This is a genomic window from Streptomyces sp. NPDC051987, from assembly GCF_040680735.1.
Lineage (GTDB): Bacteria > Actinomycetota > Actinomycetes > Streptomycetales > Streptomycetaceae > Streptomyces.
Map to the genome: position 1 here is coordinate 17,599 of NZ_JBFAXI010000031.1, position 25,060 is coordinate 42,658.

Sequence of the window (25,060 nt, forward strand, 5' to 3'; positions counted from 1 at the left end):
CACCGAGACCGAACGGTCAGTCGGTTGAGCCGAGTTCGCCGTCGAGGATGGCGAACAGCTCCTTGGCGTCGGCTGCCGTGAGGTCGTCGTGCGCCGGGCCTGAGCGCTCGCCCCAGGAGGCCGTCAGCGCACGCAGCCTGGCTGTGACGCGCTGCCGTGTCGCCTCGTCGGGCAGTTCCGCTCCGGACATGGCGGCCTCCAGCCGGGCCAGTTCGGACTCGAGGGCAAGGGGCTCCGGTTCGTCCTCACCCACCAGCTCGGTATGCAGCAGGCCGACGACCGCCCTCGGCGTCGGATGGTCGAAGACGAGCGTCGCCGACAGCCTGAGGCCGGTCGCAGCCCCCAGCCGGTTGCGCAGCTCCAGGGCGGTCAGCGAGTCCAAGCCCACCTCCTTGAACGGCTGGTCCAGCTCCACCGCCGCGCCGTCCGACTTCCCCAGCACCGCGGCGACGTGCTCGCGCACCAAGGACGTCAGCAGCCGCTCACGCCCCGTCCGCGGCAGCCGCACCAGCTGATCGCGCAGCTCGGGTTCCACCGCCTTCTCCTCGGCGGCCGCGGCCGTACGGCGGGTCGGCGTGCCCACCAGGTCACGCAGGATCACCCGCACCCCTTCGGGCCGCGACCGCAGGGCGGCGACATCCAGCCTGAGCGGTACGTGGAGAGCTGCCTCCGGTCGGGCCAGGGCCGCGTCCAGCAGCCGCAGTCCATGCTCCCCCGACAGTGGCAGTACCCCTGACCGGCGCAGCCGCCGGACGTCGCCGTCGGCCAGCGCGCCCGTCATGCCGCCGACCTCCGGTGCCCACATGCCCCATGCCAGTGACACGGCGGGCAGGCCCATGGCATGGCGCTGTGTCGCCAGACCGTCCAGGAACGCGTTGGCCGCCGCGTAGTTCGCCTGCCCGGCGCCGTCGAGGGTCCCGGCCGCCGAGGAGAACAGCACGAACGCCGAAAGTTTCCGGCGACGGGTCAGCTCGTGCAGATGCAGCGCCGCGTCGGCCTTCGGCCCCCATACCCCTTCGAGCTGCCCGGCAGTGAGCGAGTCGAACACGCCGTCGTCGACCACGCCGGCCGTGTGCACGACCGCAGCCAGGTCCACCCCGTCGAGCGCGGCAGCGAGCGCGACACGGTCGGACACGTCACAGGCGACCACGCGCACCCGCGCGCCGAGCGCCGTCAGCTCTTCGGTCAGCCGCCCCGCCCCGGGGGCCGCATCACCCCGTCGGCTGACCAGCAGCAGGTCCCGCGCGCCGTACGCGGTCACCAGATGCCGGGCGACCAGGCTCCCGAGACCACCGGTGCCTCCGGTGACCAGCACGGTGCCCCGCAGGTCCACCTCGTGCGGGACGGTGAGCACGACCTTGCCGACATGCCTGGCCTGGGCGAGGAAGCGGAATGCCTCCGGCGCCCTGCGCACCGGCCAGGCCCGCAGCGGCAACGGCGCGAGCACCCCACGGTCGATCAGCGCGACGACCTCGGTGAGGATCTCCCTGATCCGGTCCGGGCCGGCGTCGGACAGGTCGAACGCCCGGTAGCGCACCCCGGGGTGCCGACGCGCGACCTCGTCCGCATCCCGCACGTCGGTCTTGCCCATCTCGGCGAACCGGCCGCCCCGCGGCAGCAGTCTGAGCGAGGCGTCGACGAACTCCCGGGCCAGCGAGTTCAGCACCACATCGACCCCGCGCCCTCGCGTCACCTCGGCGAACCGGCCCGCGAAGCCGGTGTCCCGCGACGAGGCGATGTGGTCGTCCGCGACGCCGAGCTTCCGCAGCACCTCCCACTTGCCGCGGCCGGCCGTGCCGAACACCTCGGCGCCGAGATGCCGGGCGAGCTGCACGGCTGCCATGCCGACGCCCCCGGCGGCGGCATGGATCAGCACCTTCTCCCCGGCGCGCAGCCCGGCGAGGTCGACCAGGCCGTAGTACGCGGTGGCGAACACGGCCGGAACGGAAGCAGCTTCCTCGAAGGTCAGCTGTGCGGGCTTGGCGACCATCATCCGCCGGTCCGCGATCGCGTACGGGCCGAAGCCGCCGTCGAACAGACCCAGCACCTCGTCACCGGCCGCGAACTCGGTGACCTCGGAGCCGACCGCCACGACGACGCCCGCCGCCTCGCACCCGAGGTCGGCCCGCTCCGGATACATTCCCAGGGTGATCAGCACGTCCCGGAAGTTCACGCCCGCCGCCTGGACGGCGATCCGCACCTCACCCGGCGCCAGTGGCCGGTCGGCGCTGTCGCTCTCGACCAGTGCCAGGTTGTCCACGGTGCCCTGCGCGGTGACATCCAGCCGCCAGCCGCCGTCCGGCACCGCCAGCAGGCCGCCGTCCGACGACGGCATCAGGCGTGGCACCAGCACCTCGCCCTCGCGCAGCGCGAACTGAGGCTCGTCACCGGCGAGCGCCGCGGGCAGCTCCCGATACGACGCCTCGCTGCCGTCGAGATCGACCAGCCGCAGCCGACCCGGGTGCTCGTCCTGGGCCGCCCGCACCAGCCCCCACACCGCGGCGTGTGCGGGGTCGACCATCGCGTCGTCCGGACGCGCCGACAGTGCGGCCGAGGTCACCACGGCCAGCTTCGCGGACTGCTCGCCACCCAGCCAGGACTGGAGGAACTCCAGCGTGCGCCGGGTGAGTTCGTGCGCCGTCGGCGCCCGGCCGACGTCGAAAAGCACCGTGCCGGGCTCCGCCGCCACGGACGTGGCGTCGACGCCCGCGGACCGCAGGGCAGTCGCCAGTGGGCCGTCCTGCGCGCCGTGGACGAAGACGGCCTCCCGGCCGGGTCCGGTCGGCCGCGGCGTCCACTCCACGTGCAGCAGCGCGTCGTCGCGGACGGCCCGGCCGGGGCGCAGCCGGTCGGCGGAGACCGGGCGCACGACCAGCGATCCCACGGTGGCCACGGGTGCGCCCGTGGTGTCGGCCAGCCGCAGCGACACCGCGGCCGTGCGGGTGCGCACCATGTGGACCCGCAGCTTCGTGGCCCCCGTCGCGTGCAGGGCGACGCCGGACCACGCGAACGGCAGCGCCGGCTCACCGGCGTCGGCCTCCCCGTCCAGTTCCATGGTGTGCAGCGCCGCGTCGAGCAGCGCGGGATGCACACCGAACCGCCCGGCGTCGACCGCCGCGCTCTCGGCCAGAGCCACCTCGGCGAATACGTCGTCGCCGCGCCGCCAGGCCGCCCGCAGCCCCCGGAACGACGGCCCGTAGCCGGCCCCCGACACGGCCATCCGGTCGTACAGGTCGCTGACGTCGACCGGCGTCGCCCCCGGCGGCGGCCACTCGGCCAGCTCGAACTGTGCCGACTCCCTTACGGCTCTGAGCACACCCGTGGCGTGCCGCGTCCAGGAGCCCCCAGCCTGCCGCGCGTACACCGCCACCGGACGGCCCCCGGAAGCGTCGACGCCGTCGACCGTGACCTGTACGTCCACGGCTTCGTCAGCGGTCAGCACCAGCGGAACCTCAAGGGTCAGCTCCTCGACCGTGTCACAGCCGACCTGATCACCGGCGCGCAGCGCGAGTTCGACGAAGCCGGTGCCCGGGAACAGCGCTGTGTCCAGGATGACGTGATCGGCCAGCCACGGCTGTGTGCCCACCGAGAACCTCCCGGTCAGCACGGCACCGTCCGAACCGGGCAGCGCGACGGCGGCTCCCAGCAGCGGGTGGACGACTGCCGACTGGCCCAGCCCGGCCGCGTCGCCGACGTCGCCGTCGGCCCTCAGCCAGAAGTCCTCCCGCTGGAAGGCATAGGTGGGCAGATCGATCCGCCGGCCGTCCCCGAACACCCCGGCCCAGTCGACGGCCGCTCCTCGTACGAAGGCCGACGCCAGCGCCGACACGGCCGTACGCACTTCGTCGTGGTCCTTGCGCAGCAGCGGCACGACCGTATGGCGGCCGTCGTCCGGCAGACAGTCCCGGGTCATGGCCGACAGCACGCCGTCCGGCCCGATTTCCAGGAACGTCGTCACCCCCGCCTCGTCGAGACGGCGCACGGCGTCGCGGAACCGGACCGTGCCGCGGGCCTGCCGCACCCAGTACTCGGGGTCGGTGAATTCGCCGTCGCCGAGCGTGGAGACGACCGGAATTTCCAGCTCTCGATACGTCAAAGACCGCGCTACCTCACGGAACTCCGCCAGCATCGGCTCCATCCGCGGGGAGTGGAACGCGTGGGACACCCGCAGTCGGCGGGTCCGGCGGCCCAGGTCGGCGAAGTGCCGCGCCACCGCCTCGGCGGCGTCCTCCTCGCCCGAGACGACCACGGCCGACGGGCCGTTGACCGCGCCGATCGACACCCCGTCCGTCAGCAGCGGCAGCACTTCGTCCTCGGTGGCCGCCACGGCGAACATGGCGCCCCCGCCGGGCAGTTCCTGCATCAGCCGGCCGCGCGCGCTCACCAGTCGGCAAGCGTCGGCCAGCGACAGCACCCCGGCGACGTGGGCCGCGGCGATCTCGCCGACGGAGTGCCCGACCAGGTGGTCCGGGCGCACGCCCCAGGACTTGACCAGGGCGAACAGGGCCACCTCGACCGCGAACAGTGCGGCCTGGGTGTGCACGGTCTCGTCCAGCGGCTCCGGGTCGTCACCGGCCAGCACCGAACGGGTCGCGGGATCGAGCAGCGCGACGACCTCGTCGTACTTCCTCGCATACGCCTCGAACGTCCCGTACAGGGCGCGGCCCATGCCCAGCCGCTGGCTGCCCTGGCCGGTGAACAGGAACGCCACCTTGCCCTCGCCCGCCTCGCCCCGGATCACGTCGGCCGGGACCGTCCCCTCGGCGAGCGCGGAGAGGCTCTGCCGGAGCGCGCCGGTGTCGTCCGCGAGCACGACCGCCCGGTGTTCGAACGCGGTACGTGTGGTGGCCAGGGACCGGGCCAGGTCGGCGAGCGGCCGGTCGGTCAGCGGCAACAACCGGGCGGCCTGGGCGCTCAGTGCCTTGGCGGAGCGGGCGGAGACCACGACGGGCAGGGGCCCGTCGTACGGTGAACCGGTGGTCCTCGTCCGGGCCGGGGGCGCCTGTTCGAGGACGAGGTGGGCGTTGGTGCCGCTGATGCCGAACGAGGACACGCCCGCTCGGCGCGGCCCGGACTCCTTGTCCCAGGCGCGGTTCTCGGTGAGCAGTTCGACCGCTCCGGCCGTCCAGTCCACCTGGGACGACGGAGTGTCCGCGTGCAGGGTGCGCGGCAGGACCGCGTGCCGCATCGCCAGCACCGTCTTGATCACCCCGGCGACGCCTGCGGCGGCCTGCGTGTGCCCGATGTTGGACTTGACCGTGCCCAGCCACAGCGGCGAACCGTCGGGGCGCTGTCGGCCGTAGGTCTCCAGCAGCGCCTGCGCCTCGATGGGGTCGCCGAGCGTGGTGCCCGTGCCATGCCCCTCGACGAGGTCCACGTCGGAGGGCGCGAGGCCGGCCGCGGCGAGCGCACTGCGGATCACCCGCTGTTGGGCGGGACCACTGGGCGCCGTCAGACCGTTGGATGCACCGTCCTGGTTCACCGCCGAGCCACGCAGGACCGCCAGCACCGGGTGGCCGTTGCGTTCGGCGTCGGACAGCCGTTCCAGCAGGACCAGTCCGACGCCCTCGCCGAAGCCGGTGCCGTCAGCGGCGTCCGAGTACGCCTTGCAGCGGCCGTCGGTGGCCAGGCCCCGCTGCCGGGAGAACTCCACGAACAGCTCGGGACCGGCGAGCACGGTGACACCGCCGGCGATGGCCAGGGTGCTCTCGCCCCGGCGCACCGACTCCGCGGCCTGGTGGATCGCCACCAGGGACGAGGAGCACGCGGTGTCTACGGTCACCGCGGGCCCTTCCAACCCCAGCACATAGGCGACACGCCCGGAGATCACCGATGGGGACACCCCGGTGGTCAGATAGCCCTCGACTCCCTCGGGCAGGACAGCCGTCCCCTGGGCGTAGCTGGTGGCGGAGGCTCCGACGAACACGCCGGTTGCGCTGGAACGCAGGGAGCGCGGGTCGATGCCGGCGCGCTCCAGCACCTGCCAGGCGGCTTCGAGGACGAGCCGCTGCTGGGGGTCGGTGGCCAGCGCCTCACGCGGCGACATGCCGAAGAACGCGGGGTCGAACGCCCCGGCGTCCGGCAGCAGACCGCCGTGCAGGGAGTAGCTCGTGCCCGGGTGGTCGGGGTCGGAGTGGTACAGCCCGGCCAGGTCCCAGCCGCGGTTCGCGGGGAATGGGGCGATGGCGTCACCGCCGTCGACCACCAGCCGCCACAGGTCTTCCGGCGACTCGACGCCGCCCGGGAAACGGCAGCTCATCGCGACGATGACGACCGGGTCGTCGCCTTCGTCGCGCGCGCGGCCGGGCGCGGGCAACCGCGGCGCGGGGGTCTCGGTGACGCCGAGCAGCCGGGTGCGCAGCAGTCCTGCCAGACCGGTCGCGGTGGGGTGGTCGAACACGAGCGTGGCGGGCAGCCTGAGGCCGGTCACGGTGGCCAGCCGGTTGCGCAGTTCCACGGCCGTCAGCGAGTCGAAGCCCAGGTCGCGGAAGGCGCGGTCGGAGCTGATGGCGTCCGGAGAGGAGTGCCCGAGCACCGCGGCGGCTTGGGCGCGGACCATCGTGGTCAGCAGCCGGTCCTGTTCCGTGGTGGGCAGTACGGCGAGTCGCCGGGTCAGCTCCGAGTCGGTCGCGGCCGGGCTCGACGCGGCGGTCCGACGGGCCGGGGTCCGGGCGAGGCCGCGCAGCAACGGCGGCACTTCGCGCAGGTTCCTGGTGGTCAGCGGGGCCGCCACGAGCAGGGGTTCGTCGAGAAGGCGGGCGCTGTCGAACAGGGCCATGCCCTCCTCGTTGGTCAGGGCACGGCTGCCCTCCCGCTCGAGCCGGGCCACGCCAACCGCGTCCACCCGGGCGGTCAGGGCGCTGCGCTGCTCCCAGAACCCCCAGGCCAGTGACTGGGCGGGCAGCCCCTCGGCCCTGCGGTGCGCGGCGAGCGCGTCCAGGAAGGTGTTGGCAGCCGCGTAGTTGCCCTGCCCGGCGTCGCCGAGCACCCCGGCTCCGGAGGAGTACAGCACGAACATCGCCGGGTCCAGGTCCCGGGTCAGCTCGTGCAGATGCCAGGCGGCGTCGACCTTGGGACGGAAGACGGTGTCGATCTGCTCGGGGGTGAGCGTACCGAGCGTGCCGTCGTCGAGGACGCCTGCGGTGTGCACCACCCCCGTCAACGGGTGGTCGGCCGGGATGCCGGCCAGCAGCCGCGCCAGCGCGTCCCGGTCGCCGAGGTCGCAGGCGCTGAACGTCACCGAGGCGCCCAGCGCGGTCAGTTCGGCGGCGAGGTCCGCGCCGCCGCCGCTGCGGCTGGCGAGCAGCAGATGCCGTACGCCGTGCTGGGTGACCAGATGCCGGGCCACGATGCCGCCCAGCGTGCCGCCGCCACTGATCAGGACGGTGCCGACGGGATCCAGCGCCGGCGGGACGGTCAGCACGATCTTGCCGGTGTGCCGGGCCTGGGACATGAACCGGAAGGCGTCCCGGGCCCGCCGCACGTCCCACACCCGCACCGGCAGTGGCTGCAGCACGCCCTGCCGCAACAGGGTCAGCACCTCGGGCAGCAGCTCGTTCAGCCGGTCCGGTCCCGCGTCCGTCAGCGTGAACGCGGTGTACTCGACATCGGGCAGGTCCTCGGGGCGGCGTCGGTCGGTCTTGCCCATCTCCAGGAACCGCCCGCCGGGCCGCAGGAGGATCAGCGAGGCGTCGACGAACTCACCGGCCAGCGAGTTGAGTACCACGTCCATGCCATGGCCGCGGAACTTCTTGGCGAAGTCCAGGTCACGGGAGGAGGCGATGTGCTCGTCGTCCAGTCCCAGGCCGCGCAGCGCCTCCCACTTGCCGGGGCTCGCGGTGGCGAACACCTCCGCGCCCAGGTGCCGGGCCAGCTGCACGGCCGCCATGCCGACCCCACCGGCCGCCGCGTGGATCAGGACCTTCTCACCGGCGCGCAGCCGGCCGAGGTCGCACAGCCCGTAGACAGCGGTCAGCCAACACACGGGGACCGCGGCGGCCTGTGGGTACGACCAGTCGTCGGGCATCCTCGCCAGCAGCCGCCGGTCCGTCACCCCGACCGGCCCGAACGCGCCGTCCAGCACTCCGAGCACCCGGTCGCCCGGGAGCAGGTCGGTCACCCCGGAGCCGGTCTCGAGCACGACGCCGGCGACCTCGCCGCCGATCGGCATGTCCTGCTCGGGCACCATGCCCAGGGCGACGACCACGTCCCGGAAGTTCAGCCCGGCCGCCCGGACGGCGACCCGCACCTCGCCTGGCGCGAGCGCGGCTCCGGCCGCGGGCCACGGCACCAGTTCCAGATCGGCGAGGCTTTGCTTGCTGCCGGAGTTCAGCCGCCACTCCGCCACGCCCGGCGGAGGCAGCAACGCCTCGCTCATGGCAGCCCGCGCCAGCCGCGGCACGACGACGGCCCCGTCGCGGACGGCCAGTTGGGGCTCCCCCGCGCCGATCGCCGCCAGGACCGCGGCCACCGGGACGTCGGCGCCCGGTTCGGTGTCGACCAGGACGAAGCGGTCCGGGTTCTCCGACTGCGCGCTCCGGATGAGGCCCCACACCGGGGCGTGCGCCAGGCCGCGCACGGTGTCGGTGGCACCGGCCGCGACCGCGCCGCAGGTGACGAACACCAGCTTCGCCCCGGCCTGCCACGACTGCGCCAACTCCAGCGCACGGTAGGTGTGTTCATGCGCGCCGCCCACGACGTCGTCCGCCTCTGCCGCGGGGAGGCCGACGAACACCAGGTCCGCGTCGGTGGGTTCACCGGCCGGCAGTCCCCAGTCCACGTCGCCCAGCGTCACGGCGCGGCCCCGGAAGGGCACCTCGGTGGGGGCGGGCACCCAGTCCACCCGGTAGAGCGAGTCGGCGCGCGGCCCGGTCGCGGTGAGCGGCCGGGAGACCAGCGACTCCAGCGCGGCGACCGGCAGCCCGGCGGCGTCCGCCAACTGCACCGAGACGGTGTCAGGAGCCGACGACCACAGGCGTATCCGCAGCGTGCCGGCACCGGCGGCGTACAGGTTGAACCCACGCCACTCGAAGGGCAGGCTCAGCTCGGCTGACGTGTTCTCCAGCAGGGTCTCGGTGTGCAGGGCGGCGTCGAACAGCGCCGGGTGCAGGCAGAACCCGTCCGTGGCCGTGTCCGCCGGAAGCGCCACCTCGGCGAAGATCACGTCCCCGCGCCGCCACGCGGCGCGTACGCCCTGGAAGGCGGGGCCGTACTGGTAGCCCTGGTCGGCGAGCCGCTCGTAGAAGCCGGTCAGGTCGACGGGGTCGGCATCAGCCGGTGGCCAGGCGGCGAGGGAGAAGTCCGCCGGGGCGACGGCGTCCGACACGACGCCGGTGGCGTGCCGCGTCCACGGCAGGTCGTCCTCGGCACGCGCGTACACGCCCATCTGACGGCGGCCGGCGTCGTCAGGGGCGTCGACGCGTACCTGGAGCTGTACGGCGCCGGTTGCGGGCAGTGGCAGCGGCGCCTGGAGCGTCAGGTCCTCCAGCACCCGGCAGCCCACCTCGTCACCGGCGCGGACCGCGAGGTCGACGAACCCGGTGCCGGGAAAGAGGACCTGGCCGCCGGCGGCGTGCTCGGCCAGCCACGGGTGCGACCTCAACGACAGCCGCCCGGTCAGCACCACACCGTCGGAGTCGGCGTGCGCGAGGGACGCGCCGAGCAGAGGATGCCCGCCCGGGGCCAGACCGGCCGAGGTGACGTCGCCGGCCGGGGAGACGGCATCCAGCCAGTACCGCGCGCGCTGGAACGCGTACGTGGGCAGTTCGACCGGGTTTCCGGTGAGTTTCCAGTCGACGACCGTACCGGCGACGTGCAGGGCGGCGGCCGACAGCAGGAAGCGCTTCGGCCCGCCGTCCGTACGCCGCAGCGATCCGGTGACGACACCGTCGACGCCCGCCGCCGTGAGGGTGTCCTCCACGCTGACGGTCAGCACCGGGTGCGGGCTGACCTCGACGAACGTGGTGTGACCGGTATCCAGCACGGCGAGGGTGGCCGACTCGAACAGCACGGGCAGACGCAGGTTGCGGTACCAGTAGTGGGCATCGAGGCCGGTGGTGTCGAGCTCCGCCCCGGTGACGGTCGAGTAGAACGGCACGTTCCCCGCCCGGGGAACGACCCCGGCCAGCTCGGCGGTCAGCGGCTCTTCGAGTATCTCCACATACGGGGAATGAGAGGCGTAGTCGACCGGAACCCGCCGGGTGCGCACCCCCTCGGCCTGGTACAGGGCGGCCAGCTCGTCCAATGCCTGCGGATCACCGGCGACGACCACCGTGGACGGGCCATTGACCGCCGCGACCGAGCAGCGGTCGGCCCAGCGCGACAACCGCTCACGCACCTGGCCCTCCGGCTCCGCGACCGTCAACAGCCCGCCCTGCCCGGCCAGTCGCGCCAGCATCCGGCTGCGCAGCGCCACCACTTTCGCGCCGTCCTCCAGGCTGAGTGCCCCGGCCACGCAGGCCGCCGCGATCTCTCCCTGGGAGTGTCCCACGACGGCGGCGGGCTCGACGCCGTACGACTGCCACAGCCGCGCCAGCGCCACCATCGTCGCCCACAGCACCGGCTGGACGACGTCGTCCCGCTCCAGCCCCGGCGCGTCCGGAGCACCACGCAGCACATCCACCAACGACCAGGACACGTACGGCGCCAACGCCGCCGCACACCGCTCGATCGCCTCGGCGAACACAGGCGAGGTGTCCAGCAGTTCCGCCCCCATACCGGCCCACTGCGACCCCTGCCCGGGGAAGACGAACACCACCCCGGACCGCGACCGCGACGGCGCCACCCCGGTGACCACCCCGTCGACCGGCTCCCCGGCGGCCAGCGCGGCCAGCCCCGCGACCAGCTCCGCACGGTCCTCGGCCACGACCACCGCGCGGTGCTCCCACAGTGAGCGCGTGGCGACCGAGGAGAACGCGACATCCCCGAGCGACGGCGCGTCCGGCCCGCCGAGCCGCTCGGCCAGCCGCCCGGCCTGCGCTCGCAGCGCCTGCCCGCTCCGGCCGGAGACCAGCACGGGCACGGGCCCGGCGGAGGGCACGGCGGGGGACGTCTCGCCGACGGGGAGCCCGTTTCCGACGCCGGGCGCACCTTCTTCGGCGAGCCCCTTCGTGACGCCGGGCGTCTCCACTCGGGCGGGCGTCCCTTCGATGCCGGGAGCCCCTTCCGCAGCCGCCCCTCCTTCGGCACCCGGCGCCTCCTCAAGGACCACGTGTGCGTTCGTCCCGCTCACCCCGAACGACGACACGCCCGCCCGGCGCGGGCCATTCGTGTCCCAGGGGGTGTTCTCGGTGACCAGACGCACGTCCCCCAGCGACCAGTCGATGTACGGCGACGGCTCGTCCACGTGCAGGGTGCGGGGGAGTACGCCGTTGCGCATGGCCATCGCCATTTTGATCACCCCGGCGACCCCGGCGGCGGCCTGGGTGTGGCCGATGTTCGACTTGACGGAGCCCAGGGCCAGCGGCGGGCGCTCGCCCCGGCCCCGGCCGTAGGTCGCGAGCAGCGCGTGGGCCTCGATGGGGTCGCCGAGCCTGGTGCCGGTGCCGTGGGCCTCGACGGCGTCGACGTCCGCGGCCCTCAGACCGGCGTGGACCAGCGCCTGACGGATGACCTGCTCCTGGGCCACCCCGTTGGGCGCGGTCAGGCCGCTGCTGGCACCGTCGGAGTTGATCGCCGACCCCTTGATCACCGCCAGCACCGGATGCCCGTTGCGGCGGGCGTCCGACAGCCGCTCCAGAAGCAGGACACCGGCCCCCTCGGAGAAGGCCGTACCGTCCGCCGACGCCGCGAACGCCTTGCACCGCCCGTCCGGGGCGATCGCTTGCTGCCTGCTGTAGGCGGTGTAGACCCCGGGCCCTGCCATCACCGCGACGCCGCCGGCCAGCGCCAGCGGCGTCTCCCCGGTGCGCAGCGCCTGGCAGGCCACGTGCAAGGCGACCAGCGAGCCCGAGCACGCGGTGTCCACGGTGAGGGTGGGCCCCTGAAGGCCGAGCACGTAGGAGACGCGACCGGACACCACGCTCGGCGCGTTGCCGGTGACCAGGTACCCTTCGACGTCGGCGGACGCCTCGTGCAGCCGGGGGCCGTAGTCCTGCGGCTCGACGCCGACATAGACGCCGGTCCTGCTGCCGCGCAGCGACCGGGGGTCGATACCGGCTCGCTCGACCGCCTCCCACGCCGTCTCCAGGATCAGCCGCTGCTGCGGATCGGTCGCGGCGGCCTCGCGCGGGTTGATGCCGAAGAAGTCCGCGTCGAACTCGGCCGCGTCGTAAAGGAAGTGTCCTTGCCGGGCGAGGCTGCTGCCGCCGCTGTCCGGGCCGGCGCCGAACAAGTGGTCCAGGTTCCAGCCTCGGTCGGCCGGGAAGGGGCCGAGGCTCTCACTGCCCGCCAGGACGAACCGCCACAATTCCTCCGGGCTGTCGATGCCGCCTGGATAGCGGCAGCCGGCGCCGATGATCGCGATCGGCTCGTCGGAGGCCGCGACGGCAGGCACCGCTTCCTCGCCGGCCGGGCCGCCGAACAGCTCGGCCAGCAGGAAGTCGGCGACGGCCGCCGGGGTCGGGTGGTCGAAGGCGACCGTGACCGGAAGCGCCCGGCCGGTGTCCGCCGCGAGCCGGTCGTGCAGGTCGACCGCTCCGAGCGAGTCCAGGCCGAGGTCGCGGAACCCGGTCTCGGGGTCGATGTCGGCGGGCGCGGCGGGCAGCAGGGTCAGCAGGATCTCACGGGTCCGTTCGACGACCAGGTCCACCAGCCTGCGGCGGCGTTCCGCAGTCGGCGCGGCGCGCAGTTCGGACAGCAACCGCGGTTCGTTGACGTTCTGGGGCTCGTTCATCGGGTGTGCTCCACAGTGGCGGGTCGGGGTGCTGTGCTCCGGGGCGGCAGCCCGGTGAGAAACGCTGCTACGACGTCGGTGAACCGCTGGGGTTCCTCGAGGTGCGGCATATGGCTGGACTCTTCGAAGACCTCCCACCGGACGTCCGGGACGAGGTCCTGGTAGGGCTGTGCGGAGGCCGGGGTCACCTCGTCGTGCCGACCGGTGATCAGCAGCGTCGGCACGACGATGGAGGGCAGGCGGTCGACGACGCTCCAGTCGCGCAGACTGCCGATCACATGGAACTCGCTCGGCCCGTTCATGGTGCGGTAGACCGTGGGGTCGTTGTGGATCTCCATGAAACTGGCCGTCAGGTTCTGTGGCCACGGCCGCAGTCGGCAGACATGCCGGTCGTAGAAGACCCGCATGGCCGCCAGGTACTCCGCGGAATCCGTGGTGCCGGCGTCCTCGTGCCGTACCAGGGTCTCGTCGACGCCGTCGGGCAACCGCCCGCGCAGCACCGCCAGCTCTCGCAGCCACAGCGGATACGAGGCCGGTGCGTTGGCGACGATCAGCCCGCGCAGCCCCGAGGGCCGCCGTGCGGCGTGTTCGGCCGCGAGCAGTCCGCCCCAGGACTGTCCCAGCAGCACGTACTCGCGGATTTCCAGCGCGGTCAGCAGGTTGGCCAGCTCGTCCAGGAACAGTCGTACGGTCCAGAAGTCCGCGTCCGCGTGAGGCAGATGGGTCGATCCGCCGTTGCCGAGCTGGTCGTAGTGCACCACCGGCCGCCCTCGCTCGGCGAATCCGGCAAGGCCGAGCAGGTAGTCGTGCGTGCTGCCCGGACCGCCGTGGACCACGACGAGTGCCGGGGTCGGCGCGTCCAGGTTGCCGGTGACGCGGTACCAGGTCCGGTACGGGCCGAAGGGCACGGTGCCTTTGCGGCTGGGGGACAACGACATGCTTCGCTCATCCTCTGTTGAGGCGGGTGTACCGCTTGCGCGGTCGGTCAGGACAGCGACGTCAGCCAGCGCCGTACGGCCCGCGCCGTCGCGGGGGCGTGGTCCTCGAGCATCGTGAAGTGGTCGCCCTCGACCTCGTCGAGGGTGTGTTCGGCGGGCCATGACCCGCGCCCTGGCCCGTCCGTGGGCGACAGGGGCGTGTTCGGGCGCAGGAACAGGACCGGCGCGCGGACGGCGACGGGCTCGGTCGCGGCCACCAGCTCGGAGTAACGGCCCAGCGCCGAGAGCCCGGCGCTGGTGAACGGCCCGAGCGCCGCCTCGCGGGCGAGGATGCTCTCGAGGATCCGTGGCCAGACGGCGTCCATGACCTCGCTGTCCGGCGGGACGGTGTCCAGCAGGATCAGACCGGCCGGCAGGAAGCCCTGTTCCTCCAGGCGGATGGCGGTGGCGTGGGCGAGGCTCCCGCCGGCGGAGTAGCCCAGCAGCACCACCGGCCTGTCCGCGGCCGCGGTCTGCCGTACGGCGTCCGCCCACAGGCTCACGACGGCGTCCGTCGTGGCCGGCAGCCGCTCGTCGCGGGTGAATCCCGGCATCGGCATCGTGTACAGGTCGCACACGCCGTCGAAGTGGGCCGCCAGCGGGGTGAACTGGGTGGAGCCGCCGAGTGCCACCGGGCTGTTGAAGCAGAACAGCTGCACGTTCGCCGGTCCTGAGGCCAACTGCACCGGTCGGGGTACCTGGTCGAGTTCGTCGATGGAGGCGAACGACTCGCGCAGCTTCGCGGCGGCCACGAGCAGGGCGAGCCCCTCGTCGACACGCCCCTTGCCGGACGCCTCGCGCAGCAGTCCACTGAGCGTGTCCTCGGCGTCGGCTCCTTGGTCCTGGCCCGCGGCCAGCCGCGAGCTGAGGTACGTTGCCAGCGCGGCCGAACTGGGTTGGTCGAACACCACGGTCGCCGGCAGCCGCAGACCGAGGGCGGTGCTCAGCCGGTTGCGCAGCTCCACCGAGGTGAGCGAGTCCAAACCGAGCTGGCTGAACGCCGAGTCGACCTCGACCCGCTCGGTCGTCGGGTAGCCAAGCACAGCCGCCACCTGCAGGCGCACCAGGTCCAGCACGGCCCGGTAGCGGTCGGCTTCGGACATCGCTGCCAGCCGCGTGGCCATGTCCCGCCCGACGGCCTCGCCGCCCACCGCGGCCCGCGCGGCACGTCGGCCCAGGCGGACAAGCCCGCGGAGCAGCGCTGGTACGACAGCTCCGGCGGTCGCGTCGGCGCGCAGGCTCCGCAGATCCAGTTTGACCGGGACGAGCAGTGTGTGATCGCTGCCCAGCGCCGCGTCGAACAGCTCCATGCCCTCGTTGGGCCCGAGGGGCAGCACACCGCCGCGACGGTTCAGGCGGCTGCGGGAGAGGTCGTCGAGGTCGGCGGCCATGCCGGTGGTCTGCCCCCAGGGACCCCAGGCGAGTGACCGCGCCGGAAACCCGGCCGCCCGGCGGGCCGCCATCAGGCCGTCCATACAGGCGTTCGCGGCGCCATAGCTGCCGGTCCCCGCGCCGAGGAAGACACCGGAGACTGAGGAGAAGGTGACGAACGCGTCTAGATCCGGGGTGAGTTCACGGGTCAGCTCGTCCAGATGCCGGACGGCCGTCACCTTCGGCGCGAACACCTCGGCCAGCCGTCCCGTGTCCAACTCGCCGACCGTACCGGCGTCGAACACTCCGGCCGCGTGGACGACCGCGGTCAGCCGGGGACCGGTCAGTCCGGTGAGCAGCGCCGCGACCGCGTCCCGGTCGGTCACGTCGCAGGCGGGCACCGACACCGACTCGGCGCCCAGTGCCTCCAGTTCCGCCACCAGCTTCCCCACTCCGTCCGCTTCCGGGCCACGGCGGCTGGCCAGCACGAGATGGCGTATGCCGTGCCGCTCGACCAGGTGCCGGGCCAGCAGGCCGGCCAGGGATCCGGTGCCTCCGGTGATCAGCACCGTCCCGTCCGGGTCCAGCACCGGTTCCGCGACGTCACCGAGGACCGACCGGGCCAGCCGCGGCACGTACAGGGCCGAGCCGCGCACGGCGACTTGTGGTTCGCCCATCGCCACGACGGAAGCCAGGTCCGCCCCGTACGAGTCGGTGTCGGGATCGGTGTCGACCAGGACGATGCCGTCGGGGTTCTCCGCCTGCGCGGCGCGGACCAGGCCCCAGACGGCCGCCCCACAGGGATCGGTGACCGCCTCGTCCCCGCCCGCGGGCACCGCCCCTCGGGTGACGACGACCAGCCGGCTCTCCTCGGCGGCCTCGCCCTTCAGCCACGCCCGTACGGCCTCCAGCACCCGGCCCGTCCTGGCCACCGGCGTGTCGTCGTCCCCACCGGTGCGCGCGTCCACCAGCGTCATCGCCGGCACCGCACCCGCACCGGGAACGGAACGCAGTTCGCTCCACTCCACGTGGAACAGTGCGTCGGTGCCGGGGGGACCAGCCGCCGTGTCCAGTTGTTCCGCGCTGACCGGGCGGAACGTCAGTGATCGTGTCGTCAGTACCGGCTCGCCGGTCTCGTCGGTGGCCTGGAGCGAGACCGTGTCCGGATCGGCCGGCGTCATGCGTACGCGGAGCGTGGAAGCCCCTGTCGCGTGCAGCGCCAGCCGGTTCCAGATGAACGGTTGTACCGGACGTGGCGCGTCGCCCGGAGGGGGCGTCTCGGGCCGGGCGACGAGTTGGTGCGTGCGCAGGGCGGCGTCGAGCAGGGAGGGGTGGATACCGAACCGGGTGGCTCGGTCCAGTTCGCCGTCCGGCAGGGTGACCTCGGCGAACAGTTCGGTGCCGCGTCGCCAGATCCTCCGCGCGCACTGGAACGCCGGGCCGTAGGTGTGTCCCCGGCGGGTCGATTCCTCGTCGGAATCGTCGATCTGTGTGGAGCCGGGCGGGGGCCAGGCGGTGAAGTCGAAGGCGGGGGTGTCCTCTGCGGTCGTCGTCAGGGTGCCGGTGGCGTGCCGGGTCCAGGTGCCGGCGTCGGTCCCGGTGGTGATGTTCTCCCGGGCCGAGTGAATGGAGACGGCTCGTGCTCCGGTCCCGTCCGGGGCGCCGACGGTGACCTGGACGCGCACGGCGCCCTGCTCGGGAACGGCCAGGGGCGCTTCGACGACGAGTTCGTCCAGCGCTGTGCAGCCGACCTCGTCACCGGCGCGCAGGGCCAGTTCGACGAGGCCGGTGCCGGGCATCAGCACCACTCCTTCGATGACGTGGTCGGCGAGCCAGGGGTGGGTGTGCAGGGACAGCCGGGACGTGCACAGGACACCGCCGGTTTCTGGTACCTCCACCACCGAGGCCAGCAGAGGGTGGTCCGCCGTACTCTGGCCCAGGGCGGGGGCGTCCATGCGCGGTTGAGGCGCGGGGAGCCAGTAGTGCTGGTGATCGAAGGCGTACGTGGGCAGGTCCACGTGTGGGCCGGTGGCGCCCTCGGGGAGGACGGCCGTCCAGTCCACGTCGGCGCCGCGTGCGAAGAGGTGGGCCATGGCTGTCAGCAGGGTCCGTGCCTCGCCACGGTCGTCGCGCAGGGCCGGGACGACCGTCGCCTTCTCATCGGCGGACTCCGCGATCATGCCGGTCAAGGAGCCACCCGGGCCCAGCTCCACGAACACGGATCCGCCTGAAGCCGCGATGCCTTCGGCGAAGCGCACCGGGCGGCGGACGTGGTCCACCCAGTAGGCGGGGTCGCTCAGCTGGCCCGGATCGGCGAGTCGGCCGGTCACATTGGACACGATGGGCAGGGACGGCTCGTTCCAGGTCAGCCCGGACAGCACCACGGTGAAGTCGTCCAGCATCGGCTCCATCAACGTCGAGTGGAAGGCATGCGAGACCGGCAGCCTTTTGACCCGGCGGCCCAGCTCCCGCAGTTCTTCCGCCGCGGAGAGCACGGCCGTCTCGGGACCGGAGAGCACGACCGAGCCAGGGGCGTTCACCGCAGCCAGGTCAAGACCCCCGCCCACATGTCCAGCTATCTCCGCCTCCGTCGCGGCGACCGCGACCATGGCCCCGCCCGACGGCAGAGCCTGCATCAGCCGGCCTCGCGCAGCCACCAGCGCCGCCGCGTCCTCCAGGGAGAGCACACCGGCGACATGAGCGGCGACGACCTCACCGATCGAATGCCCCGCCACCACATCCGGCCGCGCACCCCACGACCGGACAAGCCGGAACAACGCCGACTCCACTGCGAACAGACCAGCCTGCGTGAACACCGTCTGATCCAGCAGCCCCTCACCCGCGCCGAAGATCACGTCCCTGACCGAGTGCTCCACGGCGCCCACCAGCCGCGTGTCCAGCGCGGCGCACGCCTCGTCCAACGCCCGCGCGAAGACCGGATAACGCTCGTACAACTCCCTTCCCATGCCCAGGCGTTGCGCTCCCTGCCCTGGAAAGACGAACACCGTCTTCCCAACGGCATCCGACCCCGCGATCACCGAGGGGGCCGTATCCTTCTCGGCCAGTGCCCGCAGCCCGGCGACAGCCTCCTCACGCGACCCGGCGACCACGACCGCCCGCTCGGGCAGCATCGCCCGCCGGGAGACCAGCGCCCCGGCGACGGTCACAAGCGCGGTATCGCTGTCATCGAGAAACTCGGCGAGCCGACGGGCCTGTCCGGCCACCGCCCCCGCGCTCCGCGCTGTCACCACAACCGGTAGCACACCGTCGTCCGGAACCACCGGATCCGCGGCAGGCTCCTTTGACGCCTGTTCCAGGATCACGTGCGCGTTGGTGCCGCTGATGCCGAAGGCGGAGACGGCGGCGCGCCGGGGGCGGTTCGTCTCGGGCCACTTTCGTGCCTCGGTGAGGAGTTCGACGGCGCCCGCCGACCAGTCGACCCGCGGGGTCGGCTGGTCCACGTGCAGCGTCTTCGGCAGTGTCCCGTGCTGCATCGCCAGCACCATCTTGATCACCCCGGCGACACCGGCGGCGGCCTGGGTGTGACCGATGTTCGACTTCAACGAGCCCAGCCACAAAGGCGCTTCACGATCCTGGCCGTACGTGGCGAGCAGAGCCTGCGCCTCGATCGGGTCCCCGAGGGCGGTCCCCGTGCCGTGGGCCTCGACGGCGTCCACGTCGGCCGATGCGAGACCCGCGTCGGCGAGGGCCTTGCGGACGACGCGCTGCTGGGCAGGGCCGTTGGGGGCGGTGAGACCGTTGGACGCGCCGTCCTGGTTCACTGCGGACCCCCGGACCACGGCCAGCACACGGTGACCGTTGCGGCGGGCGTCGGACAGGCGCTCCAGCAGGAGCATGCCGACGCCCTCCGACCAGATCGTGCCGTCCGCCGCGGCAGCGAACGACTTGCAGCGTCCGTCCGCCGCGAACACGCGCTGCCGGGAGAACTCGATGAACGACCCCGGGGTGCCCATCACGGTGACACCGCCCGCGAGGGCCATCGAGCACTCGCCCGAGCGAAGCGCCCGGGTCGCCGTGTGGAGGGCGACCAGGGAGGACGAGCAGGCCGTGTCGATCGTCATCGTCGGGCCTTCGAGGCCGAAGAGATAGGCGACCCGGCCCGCCAGCACGCTGCCGGCCGTACCGAGGGCGAGGAAGCCCTCGACCTCCTGAGGGAGCTGGTGCAGACCGCTCCCGTAGTCGTGGTACATCAGGCCGGCGTAGACACCGACCTCCTCGCCCCGCACGGTGCCGGGATCGATGCCCGCGTGCTCGAACGTCTCCCAGACCGTCTCCAGCATCAGCCGCTGCTGCGGGTCCATGGCGACGGCCTCACGCGGCGAGATCCCGAAGAAGGCGGGGTCGAAGCCGGCCGCGTCGTGGAGGAGTCCCCCCTCACGGACGTACGAGGTACCGGTCTGCTCCGGGTCGGGGTCGTACAGGGCGTCCAGGTCCCAGCCGCGGTCGGCTGGGAACGGTCCGATGCCGTCCCCGCCAGCCGTTACCAGGTCCCAGAGGTCCTTTGGCGACCGCACCCCGCCGGGCAGTCGGCACGCCATGCCGATGATGGCGATCGGCTCGTCGGCGGCGGCGTTCGCGACCCGCGACGCGGGGGCGGCGGCCCGTGGCTCGGGCCGGTCGGCAGCCAGCTCCCCCCACAGGTACGCGGTGAGCGAGGCCGGGGTCGGATAGTCGAAGAGCAGGGTCGCGGGCAGACGCATGCCGGTGAGGGCGGTCAGCCGGTTGCGGAGGTCGACGGCGGTCAGCGAGTCGAACCCGACCTCGTTGAAGGCGCGTTCCGTGTCGACGTGGTCGGCGGACGCATGGCCCAGGACGGCGGCGGCCTCGCCCCGGACAAGGGTGAGAAGCGTACGCCGCGCCTCCTCGTCGCCCAGTGCGACGAGCCGGTCCGCCAGCCGCCCGCTGTCCCCGCTGTCCGTTGTGCTCACGGCGCGGCGCGATGCTCGGACCAGCCCACGCAGCACGGGCGCGAGCCGGTCGCGCGAGGCCTGGGTACGCAGGGCCGCGAAGTCCAGTTGGGTGGGAATCACCACGGGGTGCGGGGTATCCAGCGTGCCGTCGAAGAGACGCAGACCGTCCTCGTCGGACAGGACGGCCATGCCGCCGCGCCGGATGCGCCGCAGATCTGCGTGGCCCAACAGCTCCGCGGACTGCTCCCACAGGCCCCACGCAAGAGCCGTCGCGGGCAGACCCAGCGCGCGGCGGTGCTGCGCCAGGGCGTCGAGATAGGCGTTCGCGGCGGCGTAGCCGCATTGGCCGGGAGCCCCGAGGACAGTCGCCGTGGCCGAGGAGAAGAGCACGAACGCGTCCAGGTCACGGTCCTGGGTCAGCTCGTGCAGATGCCAGGCCGCGTCGGCCTTGGGAGCGAGGACGTTCGCCAGTTGCGCCGATGTGTAGGTGCGGACGACGCCGTCGTCGAAGACCGCCGCGGCGTGGATGACCGCCGTTACCGGGGCGTGGTCGGGGCTGTCGAGGAGTGCGGCGAGCGCGGCGCGGTCGGTGATGTCGCAGGCTTCAATACGCACGTCGGCGCCCAGATCGGTGAGTTCGGTGCGCAGGTCGTCCGCCCCCGGTGCGTCGGGGCCGGAGCGGCTGACCAGCAGGAGGCTGCGGACGCCGTGTTCGGCGACCAGGTGCCGGGCGAGGAGACGGCCGAGGGAACCGGTTCCGCCTGTGATGAGGACGGTGCCCCGAGCGGCGAAGCCGATGCCGGGGTGGGGGTCGTGAGCCGTGTTCGCGGATGCGGTGCGGGTCTTGTCGGTCCGGTCGGCCTTGTCGAGCCGAGGAACGAACAACTTCTCGCGGCGCAGGGCCAGCTGGGGTTCGTCGAGGGTGAGGACGGCGGTGGGGATCTCTACGGCTCGGGAGTCTGCGCCGGAGTCGCTGTCGCTGTGTGTGTCGGTGTCGACGATGGTGATCCGGCCGGGGTGCTCCGACTGGGCCGAGTGGACGAGACCCCAGACGGCCGCGGCGGCGAGGTCGGTGACGGGATCGTCGGCTCCCGTGGTGACCGCTCCCCGCGTGACCACGAGAAGGCGGGTGGCGTCGAAAGAGGGCTTGGCCAGCCAGGCCTGAAGGATTCCGAGCGTGCGGGTCGTCAGGGTGTGGACGGCCTCGGGGCCGGTCTCTCCGCGGATGTCGAACCGGATGACCGGCGGCGCGTCGAGCCCGCTGAGGTCCTCCGCGTCGGAGACGGTGACGGCGTCCAGCGCACCCGCTGCGCCCGGCGTGACGGTCTCCCTCCAGACCAGTCGGTAGAGCGAGTCCGCCGCGCGGGGCGCCTCGATCTGCTCGGGTGTCACGGGCCGTGCGACCAGCGACCGGACCGTGGCAACCGGTGCGCCGGTGCCGTCGGCGAGCTGGGCCGCCGTCGTGCCCTCGCCGACGGGGAAGATACGGACACGTACGTGCGCTGCTCCGGCCGCGTGCAGGGTGACGCCGTTCCACGCGAACGGCAGGAGCAGCGGCAGGTCGGCCTCGTCCCGCCGTGCGGCGAACATCGCTGCGTGGAACGACGTGTCGAGCAGGGCGGGGTGGATGCCGTAGTCCGCTGCACCGTCGTCGGGCACCGTGAGTTCGGCGAACACCTCGTCGCCGCGGGTCCATGCCCTCGTGAGCCCCTGGAAAGCCGGGCCGTAGAAGTACCCGGCATCGGCGAGCGTCTCGTACGCGCCGGCGAGCGGGACGGGCTCGGCGTGCTCGGGCGGCCATGCCGTCAGGTCGAAGCCGGCGGGCCGTGCGGTGGCGTCGAGCGTGCCGCTCGCGTGGCGGGTCCAGGGCGTGTCGGGGGTCGCGCCCTGGACCCGGGAGTGGATCCTGAAGGCGCGCCTGCCGTCCTCGCCGGGCGGCTGTACGGTCAGCTGGAGTTGGACGGCGGCACCGTCCGGGATGACGAGCGGCGTCTCGACGACGAGTTCCTCGACGTTCGCGCAGCCGGTCTCCCGCGCGGCGTGCAGCGCGAGTTCGACGAAACCTGTGCCCGGCATGAGGACCGTACCCGCGATCGCGTGGTCGGCCAGCCAGGGATGGGTACGCGACGACAGCTGCGCGGTGAGGAGATGGCCGCCGCTGTCGGGCAGTTCGGTCATGGCGCCCAGCAGCGGGTGGCCCGCACTGGTGAGCCCCAGCCTGGTGGCGTGGACGGGCCTGTCACCGGCCGGCAGGAGCCAGTAGTCCTGGTGCTGGAAGGGGTAGGTGGGCAGTTCGTGCCGCTCGCCGCCGGTGAGCAGGGTCGGCCAGTCGACCGGGGTGCCGCGGGTGTGGACAGCGGCCAGGGCGGTGAGGAGGGCGCGGGGTTCGGGTGTGTCGGGCCGGAGGGTGGGGGTGCAGGCCGTGCTGTCGAGGGTGTCGTTGACGGCCGAGGTCAGGTGCGGGGTGGGGCCGAGTTCCAGGAAGGTGGCCACGCCCTGGTCGGCGAGTGTGCGCACGGCTCGCTGGAAGTGGACGGTGTCGCGGATCTGGCGGGCCCAGTAGGCGGGTGTGAGGGGGTCGCCGTCGGCGGCAGGGACCAGCGGTATGCGCGGGGGATGGTACGTGACGGTCTCGGCGACCGTGGTGAACTCGTCCAGCACCGGCTCCATCAGCGGTGAGTGGAAGGCGTGCGAGACCTTCAACTTCCGGACACGGTGGCCCTGTTCGGTGAGCGTCTCCCGGATCGCCGCGATGTCGTCGGCGGCGCCGGAGAGGACCGTGCTGGCCGGGCTGTTGGACGCGGCGACGGCCGTACGGCCGGTCAGCAGGGCGGTGACGGTCTCAGCCGGGGCGGTGGTGGTGACCATGACACCGCCCGCCGGGAGCGCCTGCATCAGCCGGGCGCGGGCGGCCACCAGCTTTGCCGCGTCGTCCAGGTCGAGGACACCGGCGATGTGCGCGGCGGTCAGCTCGCCGATGGAGTGCCCGGCAACCTGGTCGGGGGTGACGCCCCAGGACTCGATGAGCCGGTACAGGGCGGTCTCCACCGCGAAGAGCCCGGTCTGGGTGTAGAGGGTGCGGTCCAGCCAGCCCTCCGGGTTGCTGAACACCACCTCGGCCACCGGGTGCGGGGCGTGTCCGGCCAGGTGCCGGTCCAGGGCCGCGCACACCTCGTCGAAGGCCCGCGCGAACGCCGGGAAGGTGTCGTAGAGCTCCCGGCCCATGCCGGCCCGCTGGCTGCCCTGACCGGTGAACAGCACCGCCAGGTGGCCCGGCACCGGGCCGCCGACGACCAACCCGGAGTGGGTACCGCCCCCGGCCAGGGCGGACAGCGCGGCCCGCGCCTCCTGCCGGTCGCCCGCGATGACCACCGCCCGGTCCGCCAGCGCGGCACGGGTCGTGGCGAGCGAGTGGCCGACATCGAGGAGCGACGCGGACTCGACGTACGGCAGCAGCTGCCGCGCCTGGGCGGACAGAGCCGCCTTCCCGCGCGCGGACACCAGCAGCGGCGTCACCGGAAGCGCGGTCGGCTCCTGCTCGCGGGCCGGCGGCTCCGGGGCCTGTTCGAGGATCACGTGCGCGTTGGTGCCGCTGATGCCGAAGGCGGAGACGGCGGCGCGCCGGGGGCGGTTCGTCTCGGGCCACTTTCGTGCCTCGGTGAGGAGTTCGACGGCGCCCGCCGACCAGTCGACCCGCGGGGTCGGCTGGTCCACGTGCAGCGTCTTCGGCAGTGTCCCGTGCTGCATCGCCAGCACCATCTTGATCACCCCGGCGACACCGGCGGCGGCCTGGGTGTGACCGATGTTCGACTTCAACGAGCCCAGCCACAAAGGCGCTTCACGATCCTGGCCGTACGTGGCGAGCAGAGCCTGCGCCTCGATCGGGTCCCCGAGCACCGTGCCCGTGCCGTGCCCCTCCACCACGTCCACGTCCGCCGCGGTCAGCCCCGCGTTGGCGAGGGCCTTGCGGATCACCCTCTGCTGGGAGGGGCCGTTGGGGGCGGTGAGCCCGTTGGAGGCACCGTCCTGATTGACCGCCGTGCCACGTACGACGGCCAGCACCGGGTGGCCCTTGCGCTGGGCCTGCGACAGCCGCTCGAGTACGACGACGCCCGCGCCCTCGGCCCAGCCGGTGCCGTCGGCGGTGGACGAGTAGGCCTTGCACCGGCCGTCGGCGGCGAGGCCCCGCTGCCGGGAGAAGTCGACGAACAGGTCCGGCGTGCCCATGACGGTGGCGCCGCCCGCCAGGGCCATTGTGCACTCGCCCCGCCGCAGCGCCTGCACGGCGAGGTGGATGGCGACGAGGGAGGAGGAGCACGCGGTGTCGAGCGTGACGGCCGGACCCTCCAGGCCGAAGACATAGGAGACGCGCCCGGAGGCCACGCTGGACGCGGAGCCGGTGCTGGTGAAGCCCTCCAGCTCGGGCGGGACACTTCCGGCGGCGAAGTAGTCGACACCCATGATGCCGTTGAAGACCCCGACGTCGGTGCCCTTGATGGTCGCCGGGTCCACACCGGCCCGTTCGAGTGCCTCCCAGGAGGTCTCCAGCAGGAGGCGCTGCTGCGGGTCCATCGCCAGTGCCTCGCGCGGCGAGATCCCGAAGAACTCCGCGTCGAACCGGCCGGCGTCCTGGAGGAAGCCGCCCTGGTCGGCGTACGACGTGCCGGCCTTGTCCGGGTCGGAGTCGAACAGACCCTCCAGATCCCAGCCGCGGTCGTCCGGGAAGCCCGACAGCCCCTCGCGGCCCCCGGCGACCATGTCCCAGAGGGCCTCGGGGGTGTTGACGCGGCCGGGTAGCCGGCAGGCCATGCCCACGATCGCGATCGGCTCGCGCGACGCGTTCAGGAGCTGCTGGTTCCGCTTCTTCAGAGTGCCGACCTCGTCCAGCGACTTGCGCAGTGCCGCGACCAGCTGCTCGTAGGTAGCACTCATTTCCCTGTTCCAATCGA

General features: G+C 73.0%; 3 protein-coding genes. All 3 read right to left on the reverse strand.

Annotated features, from left to right (window positions below):
- Positions 1 to 16: 16 nt before the first annotated feature.
- From AB0M11_RS18770 to AB0M11_RS18780, 3 genes are read right to left on the reverse strand one after another with little or no spacing between them, the layout of a single operon-like run.
- Positions 17 to 12,832, reverse strand: coding sequence for an SDR family NAD(P)-dependent oxidoreductase (locus AB0M11_RS18770; RefSeq protein ID WP_365706734.1), 12,816 nt, complete (start codon positions 12,830 to 12,832; stop codon positions 17 to 19).
- Positions 12,829 to 13,770, reverse strand: a complete 942-nt coding sequence (locus tag AB0M11_RS18775; protein WP_365706736.1) for a proline iminopeptidase-family hydrolase — start codon at positions 13,768 to 13,770, stop codon at positions 12,829 to 12,831. Before AB0M11_RS18775 ends, AB0M11_RS18770 begins: the two co-directional genes overlap by 4 nt.
- A gap of 47 nt (positions 13,771 to 13,817) precedes the next feature.
- A complete protein-coding gene (locus tag AB0M11_RS18780; RefSeq protein WP_365706738.1) occupies positions 13,818 to 25,043 on the reverse strand; it encodes a type I polyketide synthase in 11,226 nt (3,741 codons plus the stop codon).
- Between the last annotated feature and the right edge of the window lie 17 nt (positions 25,044 to 25,060).